This is a genomic window from uncultured Marivirga sp. (genome assembly GCF_963974845.1).
In the GTDB taxonomy this organism is placed as follows: domain Bacteria; phylum Bacteroidota; class Bacteroidia; order Cytophagales; family Cyclobacteriaceae; genus Marivirga; species Marivirga harenae.
The window spans coordinates 336941-352628 of record NZ_CAXBEQ010000003.1 but is presented as its reverse complement, the minus strand read 5'-3'; the positions used below and the strand labels follow the sequence as shown (position 1 = coordinate 352628).

12 protein-coding genes are annotated in these 15688 nt (G+C 35.5%); 3 read left to right on the top strand and 9 right to left on the bottom strand.

Features of this window, described 5'->3' with window-relative positions:
* Positions 1-245 precede the first annotated feature (245 nt).
* The 8 genes from AAC601_RS09070 to AAC601_RS09035 all read right to left on the bottom strand — a co-directional run bounded on the left by AAC601_RS09070 (position 246) and on the right by AAC601_RS09035 (position 10146).
* Complete coding sequence (locus AAC601_RS09070) at positions 246-1676, bottom strand: amidohydrolase family protein (RefSeq protein ID WP_303268893.1); 1431 nt, start codon at positions 1674-1676, stop codon at positions 246-248.
* A gap of 199 nt (positions 1677-1875) precedes the next feature.
* A complete protein-coding gene (locus AAC601_RS09065) occupies positions 1876-2907 on the bottom strand; it encodes an alpha/beta hydrolase (RefSeq protein ID WP_303268892.1) in 1032 nt (343 codons plus the stop codon).
* A gap of 122 nt (positions 2908-3029) precedes the next feature.
* Positions 3030-4481: a serine hydrolase domain-containing protein gene (locus AAC601_RS09060; protein WP_303272110.1), complete on the bottom strand. Its 1452-nt coding sequence runs from the start codon at positions 4479-4481 to the stop codon at positions 3030-3032.
* On the bottom strand, positions 4481-5647 hold the full coding sequence (locus AAC601_RS09055) for a retropepsin-like aspartic protease (protein WP_303268890.1): 1167 nt from the start codon (positions 5645-5647) through the stop codon (positions 4481-4483). Before AAC601_RS09055 ends, AAC601_RS09060 begins: the two co-directional genes overlap by 1 nt.
* Positions 5644-6315, bottom strand: coding sequence for a hypothetical protein (locus AAC601_RS09050; RefSeq protein WP_303268888.1), 672 nt, complete (start codon positions 6313-6315; stop codon positions 5644-5646). Before AAC601_RS09050 ends, AAC601_RS09055 begins: the two co-directional genes overlap by 4 nt.
* A gap of 4 nt (positions 6316-6319) precedes the next feature.
* Positions 6320-7582 (bottom strand): hypothetical protein, encoded by a 1263-nt coding sequence (locus AAC601_RS09045; protein WP_303268886.1) that lies wholly within the window; start codon positions 7580-7582, stop codon positions 6320-6322.
* A gap of 116 nt (positions 7583-7698) precedes the next feature.
* The gene (locus AAC601_RS09040; protein ID WP_303268884.1) at positions 7699-8550 is read right to left on the bottom strand and encodes a LytTR family DNA-binding domain-containing protein; all 852 of its coding nucleotides are present in this window, start codon (positions 8548-8550) and stop codon (positions 7699-7701) included.
* Between the two features lie 198 nt (positions 8551-8748).
* Positions 8749-10146, bottom strand: coding sequence for a right-handed parallel beta-helix repeat-containing protein (locus tag AAC601_RS09035; protein WP_303268882.1), 1398 nt, complete (start codon positions 10144-10146; stop codon positions 8749-8751).
* Positions 10147-10563: 417 nt separating this feature from the next.
* Here AAC601_RS09035 and AAC601_RS09030 point away from each other — a divergent pair, with 417 nt between their 5' ends.
* The gene (locus AAC601_RS09030; protein WP_303268881.1) at positions 10564-11100 is read left to right on the top strand and encodes a DUF1643 domain-containing protein; all 537 of its coding nucleotides are present in this window, start codon (positions 10564-10566) and stop codon (positions 11098-11100) included.
* Here AAC601_RS09030 and AAC601_RS09025 read toward each other — a convergent pair.
* On the bottom strand, positions 11072-13099 hold the full coding sequence (locus AAC601_RS09025; protein ID WP_303268879.1) for a penicillin acylase family protein: 2028 nt from the start codon (positions 13097-13099) through the stop codon (positions 11072-11074). The two genes, AAC601_RS09030 and AAC601_RS09025, sit on opposite strands and share 29 nt — an antisense overlap.
* A gap of 119 nt (positions 13100-13218) precedes the next feature.
* Between AAC601_RS09025 and AAC601_RS09020 the strand changes: the two genes are divergently transcribed.
* The gene (locus AAC601_RS09020) at positions 13219-14088 is read left to right on the top strand and encodes a bestrophin family ion channel (RefSeq protein WP_303268877.1); all 870 of its coding nucleotides are present in this window, start codon (positions 13219-13221) and stop codon (positions 14086-14088) included.
* An 80-nt stretch (positions 14089-14168) separates the two neighbouring features.
* Positions 14169-15653: an NAD(P)/FAD-dependent oxidoreductase gene (locus AAC601_RS09015; RefSeq protein ID WP_303268875.1), complete on the top strand. Its 1485-nt coding sequence runs from the start codon at positions 14169-14171 to the stop codon at positions 15651-15653.
* Positions 15654-15688 lie beyond the last annotated feature (35 nt).

The following is a 15688-nucleotide window of genomic DNA, read 5'->3' as shown; positions in this document are numbered from 1 at the left end:
TGTCTTATTAAAATCAGTAAAAAACAGAAGCTTGAAGCCAGGATTGAAACCATCTCCAATTTTATAAATTCATTTGAACTTGTAATTTCCCCACCCCAGGTATATTTCATAAAAAAATCAATCTCAAAAAGCGTGAGGGATACAATCAAAATGTGAAATGCAATTAAGAAGCCAATCAATAACTGACTTATAGTTAGAGCCTTTCGAAAAGTAATAATTTGTGACATAGCAGAACTTTCAAAGATTTATTTAAAAAGTAAAAATTCAACATAACGGAAGGCTGATGCTAAAAGATTTGATCTTTCGGCTGCTTTCACCTCAAATGTATCGAGGGTAGTTCGATTGATCATTCTGCCCCCCGAAAAGACAATCTGAGGTTGTTCTAGAGTTGCTAAATTATCAAAAGGATTATCATCTACAAGCAACAGATTTGCCACTTTACCATTTTCAATAGTACCAAAGTCATTTAAGAATTTATGAGTTTTGGATGGATTTATGGTCGCTGTTTTTAAAACTTCATAATTTCTTAGTCCAGCTTGCTTGTAAAATGCCAGTTCCTGATGAATGGATTTCCCGGGAATAGTCACCCCTATTCCCGCATCAGTACCACAAACTATGTTTACACCAGCTTCGTGCAGTTTGCTAATAGCCAATAAATGAAATTCATGTTGATTTCTAATGCTAATTTCAATTGTGCTATCATTTCTTTTTGCACTATTCCATCGACTAAATTGCGCTTCACTATCCACCATCCGTATTAAGGGATTCATATAATTCAAATCCGATGAATTTAGAATACTATCATTTATAATCATTTTATAAATATTGTGATAGACAGTAAGTGTGGGACAAAAGGAAGTACCTTCAGCTTTTGAGAAATCTTCAACTACCTTTCCCAATTTTGCTGAATCCAATTTGTATTCCAATGGTTGCTGCACTATATCTTCCGCATGCTCAACTGATCTAATTTGTGGATTGAAATGATAATCATAAGCAACTTTATAACTCGGGTGGGCAGCAATATCCAAACCGCTAATCTTGGCTTGATCTATTACCACGTCAAAATATTCCTGAGGCAATCCATAATAGGTTTTGATGAAATCATAGCCTTTTTCCTTCGTATCGATAACTATCTGTCGAGCTTCCTCTTCACTGAAAATCTGAAAATTATCATCCCCAATGAATTCTGAACCTGTAAGCTTAGGGCCACTAGTAAAAAAATTAGGACTTAAAATCTCTCCAGATTCAATCAATTCCTTCATTCTTAAATGCATTGGCTGACCCCATAAGTTTCGTACTGTGGTGACTCCACTGGCTAAATACAAACCTAATTCGTATTCATCCCAAACATGCACATGCATATCGATCAAGCCAGGCATCAAGTATTGATCTTTACCATCAATGATGGTGTGTTGCTCCACGCTAATATCATTTGAAATTTCAGTTATCGCTCCATCTTCGATGAGCACCATTTTATCAACTAAAACAGTGTCGGAGGACATGGGCACAATATTTACATTTTTTATCAGATAAGAATTTCTTTCCGCTTCAGGAATGTTGGAGATTTTTAAATAATGAGTGCTTCGGTTATCCAATAAGAATACGGCCACAATAAAAATTACGATAACTGAAATAAGTACTGCAATAGCTTTAGCCGCTATTTTCAAGAGTTTCATTTCTTTTAAAAGTAAAGTCTACTAGAGTTAATACACCCGTAAATATAGTAGTTTCAGAATATTTAAAAATAGTATTATTAAGTATTTATCAACTTTTCACCTGGCCATTCTTGATCTCTCAGAGTTCTTTTGAACTATAATAGAATTGCATTATCCGGTAGAATCAAGCCTATTGACATACAGCTTGTCGTTTAATTCATTAGTCATTTAGGACAAAATCCAGTATTGATTGATTAAATCCACTTGGATTATCTAAAAAAGCTTCATGGCCTGCATTTTCTATTACTACAAATTTACTTTTACCAATGAATTGATGCGCACTATCCAATTCATTAAAGGGCGCAATATTATCGTAGAAACCTGTCATCAGTAGAATAGGTACTGCTATTTGATCTAAATCATCGAAGTAATTCACATTTTTCTCATTTTGCCAGAGCAAATCCCCAACCATATCATTATCCTTCCTTTTTAGGTATTTTACAGGGTTATACGGCTTTGAAAATATTACCTTAGCTACCATAGATAATGAGATTTTCCTTTTGCTTGCTTCAAAAGCTTTATCAACATATTCATTCCATTTATTGCTACTTTCAAGGTCGTCAATGACCTTTTGATGGCTCATCCAGTCATAAGCATTTTGCCAATATTCGGTTTTCACTCCTTTTTTGATATTGTCAGCTGCGATCAATTTCAAATATTCTGGTCTAAAATGATTATAGCGGGCATCCGAATAATCTGAGGTAAAAGGTGTAGAAGCGAGTATGGCGCCTGATAGAATTTTTGATCGTTCAGGATGACTGCTTAAAGCCTGTAGGATCATTTTCCCTCCTGCACTGTGACCAAACAAATAGACATCTACTTTATACTTATTCTGTAAATAATCCGCAATGGCCAATGCATCTAAACCAAATTGCTGATAGGTGATTTTTGAACTGTCAATTTGCGAGACTTTACCATTTAAACCTCTTTGATCATAATAGGCAATTGCTAATTCCTTTTCGAGAGAATTTTTCCATTTTGGATAATCAGATCTGGCAAAATCAATGGCTGTTTCTCCTGGCCCACCCTGAACAAAAATCAGCAATTTACCTGATTCCATATTACCTCTCACCAATACGGGGAAATCATAATTATCAAATTGAATCTTAAAGAATTCATTAATGAGGTGCTGTGCTGAAATACTATTTAGGCTCAGCAAGAAACCTACTACAATATATCTAATGCGCCTCATCTTTCTATTTTCAAATTACTCACTAGGTAAAGTTTTAAGGGAAATAAGAACATCCTCAATTTGTTGCCATTTTAAATTTTCTAATTGATTCTTGATCTGCTTTTAGGCTAACTCTGATCACTCTAATCCTGAATTTTTCGAAAGGATGCCTTCCTTTGTTTCCAAAATTCATCTTCATCCTCATTAGGCTTGCGGACAAAATCGTGTTGCCACTCTCCCTCTAAATTGTCATTGGAATCTATTCGTAAATGAAAATCGGCAAACATGGGCGTCACGGCTATTAAGTGCAGGGAATCCTTTGTACTTGATTTAACAACGACTGGATAGACTTCTCTTTTACGACTTCTCTTGAACGCGATTTCTCCTATCACTAAACCATTTTTAGTGCTTTCTAATGTGAGTTTGGCTTTCTTGCTTTTGCCATACAAAGAAGTGACTTTACCTGTCCATTCCCTAGTCAAGTACTCACTGTTTATATTAACACCTGCTTTTGCTCTTTTAGCATCCAGAAAAATTTGGGCGATGGCGTGTGCTTCTGCATCATTAAAGAATACATGTTCACCTGTATTACTCATATAAGCCAAAACTATCTTCTGTTCTGGCAAAAGCAGCCAATGCGTTCTGGCTGTAGGCATGCTTCCATTATGATGCCAGACTTCAGTATCGATTTTGCTGGAACCTAACTCCCATCCCAATCCATAGTAGGTCAACGCTCCATTCTTGAGATGTAATGACTTGGTCAATGTATCTACTGTTGATTTTTTGAGAAAATCGAAATTGATAAACTGATGCCCAATTCTGACCAAGTCTTCCGATGTTGACAAATAACCGCCCCCAGCGTACATGAAAGATCTGTTTTGAAAAGGTGCCAGTTCTCGCCTTTTTCTTCCTTTAATATAAAATTTACTGATGTCCTCAGAATCATGATTAGGAGAATCAAATGAAGTATTCTCAATTCCCAGCTGATCCCAGCTATCATTCATGATCTTTTCAAAAGAAACACCAGCAGCTTTCTCCATTAGAGCGCTCAAGAGTACCCAGCCGTAACTTGAATAGCCATATTCTGTACCAGGCTCAAAATCCAGTGGGTCATCGCGAAAAATAGTTACCGCCTCTTGAACTGTTTTGTAGTTTTTAGTTCTGAATTTAGGGTCGGCATCATTATAATGTCGGATTCCTGAAATGGAGCCCGCTAACTGCCTTACAGTAATTTCTTTCGCAGGAGCAGGATAATCAGGAAGGAAGTCTTCAACAGTATTGTCTAAACTGATCAGATTATCTTCCAGCAAATTTCCTAGTGCTATGGAGGTCAATGGTTTTGCAAGACTAGCCGTTCTAAACTGAGTTTTGCTCGTCACTGGAACAGCATTTTCCAGATCAGCATAACCCATGGATTCACTCCAAATCATTTCACCATCAATCATTACTGCAACTTGCAGCCCAGGAATATTAGTTTGCTTTTGATGTTCCTGAATGAGGAATCTCGCTTTGGCAATTGCTTGATCATATTCTTGTGCTACCAAAGAATAGCCCAATAAGAAATATGAAATTAATGCTGTGATTCTTCTGACCATCACTTCGAAATAGATTTATTATTAATAATGAATTCTTCTCCGCTTGATTTCACAAGCTTTAAGCTGTCCGTATTAATCAGAGTCCCAACATGCATTAGATAGTCACAGTAATTATCAAATAACTCTCTTGGTGTTTTGCCATTTACTGAATTTAATGTGTCCCCCAAATCAAAAGGTAAATCTTCAGTAGTTCTATCAACCACCCATTGATTATCATTCAAAACACCTGGAATGAATGGAGCATTAGGATCAATACTGACAGTCTTTCTTTCAATCAACTGAATTATATTCTTATCATAATTAATAATTACCTCAAAGTGCTTCAAAAACTCATTGCCCAAGAGCGCTTTTCCGTTTGCGGAGAAATTAACAGGAATACTAGTCTGAAATCCATCAATTTCAACTTCCAACTGTTTTTCAATAAGCGTATCCGCTTTGGCTCCGTAAATTCCAGTAGTTGATCTGTCGAAAAATAACTTTTCACTTCCTTCAAATTCTTTGGCTAAGGCAATGGGTAATACTAAACCACCATTATAGCCCACATCAAATAGGATGTTCTGCGCTTCCTTTCCACCTATTTTCATACTAATCAATGGCGTTCCAGAAAGCAATGGGTTATCAAATTCAATATTGTAAGCTGATTCTTTAACTACAAAGGGTTGATCTGAAAAATAGATCATCTGATGTTCGTAATCAATTTTCCAGTGGGCTAGCTTCATAATATTAGCCCCAATGATGCCATGCTGCGCTATGCAAGGACTGGCAGACTGCTCATCATACTCAACTTTTCCAGCTCCGACATTATAAAAAGCCGTTTCTCCAAAAACTAAGGAGTCTATTCTAGTGACCTCAATTTTTCTAGTTACTCCAGCTGCGGTAGAATTGGATTTGGTAGTGATGGTTTTCATACTGAGCGACTCTGCCAATCCCTTTTCAATTTTGCTATTGAAAGCGCCCGTATCAAAAATAAATTCTCGCTCTGTGCTATCACCATTTACTTTTGCTTTTACCACAATCAAGTCCTTTCTCATCTCAAAAGGGATGGCTTGTACAAACTTCTGACGCTTTAATTCTCCGCCACTTAATAACTGTACATTTTTTAAGTAACTACAGCTTATCAAAGTACTGGAAAGGATGATGACTACTAAGTAAAAAATATTTTTCATTTTGTGTTAAATTTTAATTCTGTTTTGTTTGTCCAGTATATTATAAATGGAATTCCGATTAGTGAAGGTAATGCAAAAGCTAAAAATGGATTCATGAATTCAAACCGTGTGACCATAGTAGAGAAAAAAGCGGTAAAGGTGGCAATATAGCCGCCCATCATATTTCCTAAATGATAAGTGTACCAATGATAGGCTTTTTCAGGTTTGGAAATAAATGGTTTCATATTGATGTAACTGAGGTACATTCCCCCAAGACCGAAACCTGCAGAAAGCAATACGCCAGGCACATTTATATCTGGTGTAACCGCATAATAAACGGCCATGCAAACAAATGAAAAGTTGGCTATGAAATTTATTGATCCTGCCAACCAATCAAACCATCTGGCTTCCTGCCCTTTGTGAAGCTTTTTCAATTTTAATATGCGAACTCCAGCAAAAACACTGTAGTAGCTGATGAAAGCGATTAAAAATAAGAACTTATTGAATTTATAAGAAGCTATTGTGATTCCAGTGATAAAGACCACTAACATTGCCACTGAGTATATTTTCCCAGCTTTTTGATGCGTTCCCTTCCCTTTGGTGGAACTTATGGCCACTGCGCCACTCAATATAGCAATTGCCCCTGCGCAAATATGCACGTATAATATATTTTGAACTATGTAATTCATATGATTAACGAGTATTTATGATTCTATTAGGATAAATAACCAATTGAATGATGTTGAATTCAAATTGATCGACTCTTGATATTTCTCCAGTAGGATTTTTGACTTTTTGTAGAGGATAATATCGAAGGTTTGTTCGTAAAATCCAGGTCTCCAATGGAGATGGAACTATGTCCCAGCCAAATATAATTCCAGGCGAAATCATTTTTGTTCTGGCTACTTCACTTGTCATCACATCATCTTCAAATTCAGCCGCACCCCATCTTTCATAGCTAATACTTGGTCCAATGAAAGGGACAAATCCATTGTAATCCCAGAAGAATTTGAACGCTTCTAATGCCACAGATCGTCTTCGAATTACGTGCTCTAGACCGTAGCTATTTGAATTTGAGCTGTAATCTCTATAACTAAAACCAATATGAAGCCCCGCATCATGAAATAAGTAGCCTAGCCCAAAATCCCAATTAAATTCGCCTTTATGCCGTGGTAAAGACTGCTGCTCACCTTGAGAGAATTGCGGGGCCTGCAAGAAATATGCTGCGCTCGGTGCGATACCAATAGAAAAGCTATTTAGTTTCCCTTTACTTCTCAATTCGTCTTCCTTCTTCTTGGTAGATTCATTTTTATAGCCTTTCTCTTCCTTTAGTGTCGTATCAAAATACTTTACAATCCCAACTGAAAAGTAATTTCGCGGTAAATGAAATATTTCTCTTTGATTTCGGCTCGTATAGAACTCTTTTTTGTTCGTGGGTACCCACATAAGTTCCGCATTGAGTTGCCATCCCTTATAAGCATAGGAAACCCCTGCTAAGGGCGATGCAGTGAAAAATAAATCATCTCTGCTTCCTAGCTCTTTATGATCCAACTTGAAAACCATCTGGTTAAATGAAACACCAGCATAAGGTCTCAATTTACCAAATTCCATTCTCCTTGGATAGTACCGAGCACTTAAATCTGCTCCTGGTTGAAAGAAATACTCAGTTTCTTCTGCCACTTTTTTATCCCCCAAATGACCAAGAGGAAGATTAACATTGAAATCCCATTTTCCCCAGAAATGCAAGCCTCCTATATTAAACCTTGGAGAAATAAGGGTTGGAAATTTACTACTCAAACCGTCTGATACAAATTGACCTTGTGTTGGTACTATCTGTGCATTAAATCCTATATAGGTTTGAGCAAATCTATGTTTGCTTTTCTCCTCCGTGTAGACTTGCGCATGGAGTATTTCAGTAGTGATTAAAATAATAAATGCTAATAGAACCTGCTTCATTTTTTACTTTTGTGTTTATGAATGATGAAGCAAATATGAGTTGTCAAATCAGCATTTGAGAAGTGATGAGTACTGTTTGGTATTAATGGGAACGATTAGGTGTAAAAAGGAAGCCCCTAAAAATTATGATTGATTTTCTCTTTTAATTCAGCAGATTTTGACCTGGCCACGGGAATGGAAACATTAGCATATCGTAGGATTACTTCAAAGTTTCTAGCATTACCCTGGACTTTCTGAATATGATTAAGGTTAATCAAATAACTTTTATGACAATGAAAAAAGGAATCATCTGGCAGCTGATCTGCTAAGTTCTTTAATCTATTCCTTATTAACTCCTTTTTGATTTCATTAGCTTCATTTATATAATATAAATCAAGATAATTTCCATCTGATTGTGCCCAAAGTATCTCCTTACTGGCCAACTGTAAGACCAACTGGCCATTTTCAGCTCTAATGGAATGTGTAAAGGCATGACTATTCTTTTCATGAGTTACCTTTTGGCTTAAATCCACTGCTTCCTTTAATTGCGTCCTCTGATAGTTATATTGCTCAAACAAAACCATAAAAAGTATGGGGAAAGCGCTAAATAAAAGCGTCTTGATGAAAACCATTCTAAACAAAGCAAAAGGACTACTATCTGCTATATCGATCCCTAAAAATATGATGAAAATGGTGAATGCAATCAAAATCAATACTGTGAAAATAAGAAAGACTTCCTTACCCAAGGTCCAAGCATCTTCATCCATCCATTTGGGAAAAGTGAATTTCAATAATTTCACTGAAATTAAAACCAAACTTGATGCAATTAGACCGAAACCTAGCGCAAAAGCCAAAACATAATTGATAGGAAGACTATTAAAACCCAGTGGTTTAAAAATAAAAATTAATAGAAAAGTAAAAATTCCGGGAATTACTATACTGGCAGAATTAAAAATGAAAGGATGTGGTTTTTGAAAAATGGAAAACATACTAGCAAAAGTAAGGGTTGCTTTTCACTTCCCTACAAAACTCAACAAATTAAAACTCTCAATTTTTTAATAATTGCTTTTTGCATTACTAATTATATATAACCAACCAATAATGAGCTAGAATGATTTTATAATTATGCGTTTAAGTAAAGAAATGAATTAAAAATCAAACAATAATTAATAGACTATCAATAAATTTTATTGGTTTTCAAAAGCACCCACATCAAAGCTTGCACCAGATGGTCTTGGCCTCCTCATGATGTCAATATCGACACCGAAGTTTGACACATTAGTTCCAGCATCAATTCCAGGCGAGTCTGGCAATAATTCAAACTCATAAGAATCTAGGTTCTTAAATTTCACGAAATTCAGATCTTGAGTAGCGATATTATGAGAAGTATCAATAGCGTCTATTTGTGAGCCAATGGCAATCAGCTGGTCGCTAGCATTAATTACCAAATTGTTTTTAAATCTTCGGACGGCATCTCTTTTATCAAAAATTACAAAGCCATATTCCCCAGAGTTTATAATATGATTATTAAAGAAATTTAAATATGGATTATCAAATATCAGGTCAAACTCATTTCCCCCATCGACACGAATACCACTTTTCCCAGACTCCATTATTATATTATTATAGACATCATTGTTTCCACCAATATTCAGCATCCTGAGTCCATTTCCTGTTCCTTTAATAATAACATTATTATAAAACAAACCTGTCATTGGTCCACCAATAAGAACGCCTTCATTTTGTCCATTTTCTGCACGAGTCCCATAATTAAAGATATAATTATCATAAATTTCAATATCTTCGTCTCCGTTTTTGATTTGCATACCATCATAACCCGTGTTTTCTATAATATTAGAAAAAACCTTAAGTCTTTTTATAACATGAGGATAGACAACATTAGGACATGAGTTACCAGTCCAACCAGCATGAAAACCATGTCCTATATATAGTCCTTCTCCGTTAACATTATGGACATAATTATTTCTAATAATAATGTCCGTCATTGTCCAAGGTCTGGCTGGATCTTCAAATAATTCACAATCTTCGTAGGGACTTGTTTTTAGTCCTATTCCAGCAAATCCGTCATTATTACCTGCAACTTCTAGATGGGCAATTTCAAATTGATTAGAAAACGTCCTCATCAACACATAAAATCCAGTGTTTGTAGTCACTTTAATACCGTAATTTGAACCACCACCATCTCCTAATAGCTTAAAATGTGAAGAATACTCAAAACTAATTCCTCCAGGTTTTGTGGCTTGAATAATTGCTTGACCATTACAATTTCTAATTATGACGGGGTTTGCCTCAGTACCATTGATGTTAGAAAACAACAGTCTGTCATAAGCTACCTTACTATCCAAGCATATAATATCACCGGGCTCAATATTCAATTCTTTACCATCCGTTTTGTAATCTGTGACTATGTACGTACAATCATCACAGTCAAAAGTCTCAAAATTAAAATCATTTGATGGTATTAGGGATGATTTACTTTCGGGCTCTACGTCACTGCTATTGCGACAACTTAAGGATAGTGATAAGGAAACAAAAAGAATAAGAATTGATAGTAAGGTCCTCATATCGCAATTAAATTTATAATAAAGATAGGAAAAAATAATATTAAATCAAGTTTTCTTGTAATATTTCAGTAATAGTCAAGACCCTTTAGCAGCGTCTTATGACTTGATAAAATATATAGAAATAAAAAATTCTCTCAAAACAGGATAGTGCTACTGTAGCTATTAAATATTTCAATTTACTTCTTCTACTTAAATAGCTATTCAATTGTTTTTGAAAAGAACTTGGATAGTTAAAAAGACAGTCCTAAACCAAGGTCATGTTTCTCTTTTTCTATTGCATCAAAGATTATATTTTCATCTGGCTCATTGGAACCATCAATATGATTCTTAACTTAAAGAATCATCCATACTTCAAAAACTTGTAAAAAATACTGAAAAGGTACTGACTTCCTTTTCAAATATTAGTTATCTTGAATTATGGACTGGATTTATGAGACAGACAAAACGGGAAATTACCGCTATTCCTTAGGTAAAAAAGGAAAAAAGACCTTGATATGCATTGGCGTAAATCCTAGTCAAGCAAAACCAGAACAGTATGATGGTACAGTTTCATCTGTTGAAAGAATTGCTCTTAATAATCAATTTGATAGTTGGATTATGCTCAACCTTTATCCTCAAAGAAGTGCCGATGCAAAATTGCTTCATCACAAAATTGAAAAGAAATACCATGAACAGAACCTAGAGATTATTGAATCTTATCTTGAAGAGGATGAGGTATTTATATGGGCAGCATGGGGAAATCTTATTGATTCAAGACCTTTTTTAAAGCATTGTCTATCAGATATTTTCAATATGAGTCAATTTTACGATTGTCAATGGCTTTCGGCTGGAGAACATTTGAAAGCTGGTCATCCCAGGCATCCTTTGTATTTAAAAAAGACTACAATCCTATCTGAATTCGATATGGAACACTATATGGAAACTGTCATTCAACCTGAGGATGATAGATTTTAGCTGCATTTTTATAAATCTCTTCTTTATCTAAAGTCATTGGTTTTAAATCCTTATTGACAAACATTTCCATTTGATCCGTATAATGAGGACTTTCAGGCTTGGAAGAAGCCCCATACGGCATAATAGATTCCAATTTTGGTAAACCCTCACCAAATCGAGCCAGTAAAATATAAGATTCTCCTACATAGGTCTTTTCCTTTAAGCCATCTCCGAACTTATTAGTGTACATTGGTGCAATCACATCAGGTAAACCCTCTATAGGCATTTCTGTTTCTCCACGCTTATGTACCTGCAGTTTGCTAAGCGGGACTTGAATGGTGCCAAATTCAGCTATCAATTGGGATTGGGATTTTTTAACAATTTCAACACCTTTAGCTTTATCGATCTTTTTTCCTTTTGCATGTGTGATTAACACTTTCATCAATCCGGCACCCACGCTTTCACTTTCCGCTTTTCGATCCCATTTCTGAAGAATGGTCAAATATTCTTCTATTTCAGGATAATCCTCAGGCGTTAAGCTGAAAATGATATTAACATCTTCAACAAATTGAAATTGATCTGGATATTGAATATCAAATTTTATCCTTTTGAAATCCTGATAACTCAATTTCACTTTCTTACTGATTAAGCTTTGGAAACGAACACTCCTATTGTTATCCTTTATAGAAAATCCCATTTCTGATGGAAAATCCAAGGAATCCAGATTTTCTTCGTATGCAGTAGCATTAAATGGAGTATTATTCATATTGAATAAATATCCTGATGCAGGATCGAGGTAGCTAGGTAGTTCATCATAGGAATGATACTGATTCCACAAGGTGGCAGAAGTATCTCCAGGCAATACCTTATCCCACCTATAATTAGTATTACGCAGTGGTAATTTAGCATTGCTAACATAGTAAATGTGATGGTCTCTATCTGCATAAACAACATTAAAGTCTGGAAGCTCTAAGCGTGAAATGACTGATTGAAATTCTTCAAAATTTTTAGTTTTGGTCATTTCATACCATTGCTGAATGGCTTTCAAATTCTTATTCGAGCTGAAGCTTACAGCAAAAAAACCATTTTTATTTTCTAAAACAGGACCATAAACACTATTGTAATAAGTTTTGGAAATCGGAATAGATATTCCCAATATCTTCACCTTAAGCTTGGCTTTTCGCTTTTCTAATGCCAAAACTTCACCATCAAAATAGTAATGCTCTTTTTTTTCATTATGCATTCTTAATTGATAAACATCCATTTTATCAGGGTGATTCACTGTATGTGCCCAGCCCAAATTTTCATTTACTCCATGGAAAATAGTAGGACTAGCAGGAAAGAGTGAGCCTAGCATATTCAATCCATCTTCACTGTGCATATGAACTTCATACCAACTTGCTGGTCCTTCAAAGGGTTGATGGGAATTCACGGCCAAAAAGCTTTCACCTGTAGTTGTTTTAGTTTTGCTGATAGCGATGCCGTTTGAACCAATACCAATATACGGATTATTGAATTTCTTGTTAGCAGCTATATCTCCTACAATTTTATCTACCCCACTCATGGATGATAATGATAAAACAAAGGCGGTCAGCATATCATCTTCGATTACCGGAAACAATTTTCTATGCAGTACTTCTTTATGGTGCTTTTCGGCATAAGCATTAATTCCTTGAATATACCCGTCCAATAGGGCTCTAAACTCTGGCGATAATTCGTTCTTCTCCTTTTCAACAAGATCGGGAGCACCAATAAATTGTGTAAAAAAATCAATTCCTGCTCCATCTTTCCCGAATTGTTGTCCTGCCATCAGTTTACCGGCAATCAATGTTGATTGAATCGTTTTAAAATCATCCTCTGCATGAGCCCAAGCTAATCCGTAGGCTACTTCTGCATCAGTTTCAGCATAAATATGTGCCACACCCCACTGATCTCGAACAATATCAATTTTTTGGGGTGTGATCTGGGCGCTAACGGATTGAAGATATAAAACCAAAAAGAATAGTAGGCTATATTTCATATAAGTCGTTAATTAAACTAAGTGTTAAATCTCTAAATTTATTAAGGAAAATTTAAAGTCAACATAATTTCCCTATAATTGTAATCAAATTTTTATGGAAAGATCATTCAAAAAGAATTATGATTAAATACAATCCCAAAAACTGGTTAGGTCTAATTTTTCATACCTATAGTAGACAAGTCGTTAAAACTTTGATGCCCGCTTTATTGATAATGGGAGCATACACTGGAATTGTTACTTTCTTGTTAGAAGATTACTTTAAATTAGAATTCAATAGTACAACCGTGGTGCACTCGCTGTTAGGTATAGTTTTGGGTTTATTCTTGGTTTTTAGAGTCAATTCTGCCTACGACAGATGGTATGAAGGAAGAAAATTGTGGGGATTGCTATTGAATAATTCCAGAAATCTGGCTTCCAAAATAAATGCTTTTATTCCAAAAGAAAATGATAAAGACAGAGCATTTTTTAAAGGATTAATTCCGGCTTTTGCATTTGCCTTAAGAGATCACTTAAGGAAAGGTATAAAACCGAAGCACTTGAAATTAGTTGATGAGGAAATTCTACATGAATTAACTAAGAAGGAGCATATACCTAATGCAATTACTTCCTTGATGTATCAAAAGCTTAATAAGCTATTGACTGAAAACAAGTTAAGCCCTCATCAATTTTTTGTTTTAGATAAAGAGATGAAAGAGTTTTCAGATATCTTGGGGGGCTGCGAAAGAATAAAAAATACACCTATCCCCTATTCTTACAGCATGTTTATTAAGAAATTTATCTTTACTTACACAATTACACTACCACTCGCATTTATTACAGAGTTTCATTACATGACGATTCCTATAGTTTTATTCATCTTTTTCATTTTGATCAGTGTTGAGTTAATAGCTGAAGAAATTGAAGAACCTTTTGGAGGCGATGTGAATGACCTACCTACTGGAGAACTGTCAGAAAAAATTGAAACGAATGTTAAAGAGTTGTTTGATTGATACAATTAACTTAGTCTTCGCCATTAAATAGAGTTATATCCTCATAAATTTTTATATTGCTGTGTAAATGAAATGTATTTATGGAGCGTTATGATTTAGTGATTATTGGAGCTGGCCCTTCTGGTTACGCTGCAGCCATGAGGGCAGTAGATTTAAAGAAAAAGACACTTCTAATTGAAAAAAATGTTTTAGGAGGAGCCGGTATTACCAATGGTGCATTATCTTCTAAAACGTTATGGGAACTATCCCGCGATATGTTAGCATTTCGCAAGAATTTGGATCGCTATCATCTTGAGCCTCCTAAAGCCGTGTGGGAGGAAATTCAATTGGAAGTTCAAAATGCAGTAAAAGAAAGGGTTCATTTATTATCCAGCCATCTGACAGAACTTCAGAATAATTCAAAATACAGTCCATACATCAATTTCATTGAAGGAGAAGCATGCATTGTTAGTGATCATATTGTAGAAATTGAAACCCAGCAGGAGCGATTAGCTGTTGAAACTGACTACATAATTATTGCCACTGGTAGCAGGCCCAGGTATTTGCCTAATATTCCAGTAGATGAGGAACATATTCTGACTAGTGATGGCATTGAATTAATGGATGGCTTTCCTAAGAGCATGGTTATCGTTGGAGCCGGAGTTATAGGTTGTGAGTATGCAACCATTTTTTCTGGCTTTGGCCAAACAAAAGTGTATCTAATAGATAAGGGAGATTCAATTCTTCCATTTGAAGACCCAGATGTTGTTTCTGTAATTGAGAAAAATTTAGAAATGCAGGGCGTGCACATTCATAGAAACTCTTCCCTATCTCATATCGAGAGAAAAAATGGAAAAGTTAGCTATACATTGAATTTTTTGGACGGGCACCAAGAATCTTTTGAAGTAGACAAAGCGCTGGTGTCCGTAGGGAGGGTTCCCAACTATGAGAATTTGTGGGAAGATGCTGTTCGTGTCAAAATGGGGCAAAGAGGCGTAGAAGATGATGACACCAAGACATCCGTGAGGAATATTTTTGCGGTTGGAGACATCACGGCAGACATCAACTTGGTGAATGTTGGAGAACTAGAAGGGAGATATGCAGTTGAAAAAATATTTGGTAATCCACGCAAGAAGCTTGTATACGAAAATATCAGTACCATAATGTTTCTAAATCCTGAAGTCGCAGGCGTAGGTTATAATGAAAAGGCAGCTCAAGAAAAGGGATTGAATTATAAAGTTGTAACTACTGATTATTCCACCATCGCCAGAGCCGTTGCCAAACGAAACACACAAGGTTTTATTAAACTGCTAGTGACTGATGATGAAGAAATGAAGATATTGGGAATGAGAGTAGTCGGTGAACAAGCTTCTGCTGCAATTCAAGCTGTAGCACTTTTAATTAGTATGAACAAAGGGATTGAGGAATTGGCTGAGTGTGTGCATCCACATCCTTCTATCACGGAAGGAATCCAGGAATCAGTAAGAGCTCTTTTAGGTAAATCCATTTTAAAATCAGGATTGTTGAAAAATAAAGTAAATTGTTATTGTTACGATTGCCACAAAAAAGAACGTATGACCATTTAATGGTGATGGACGGTTTAACAAAAATCCTTGCTGAA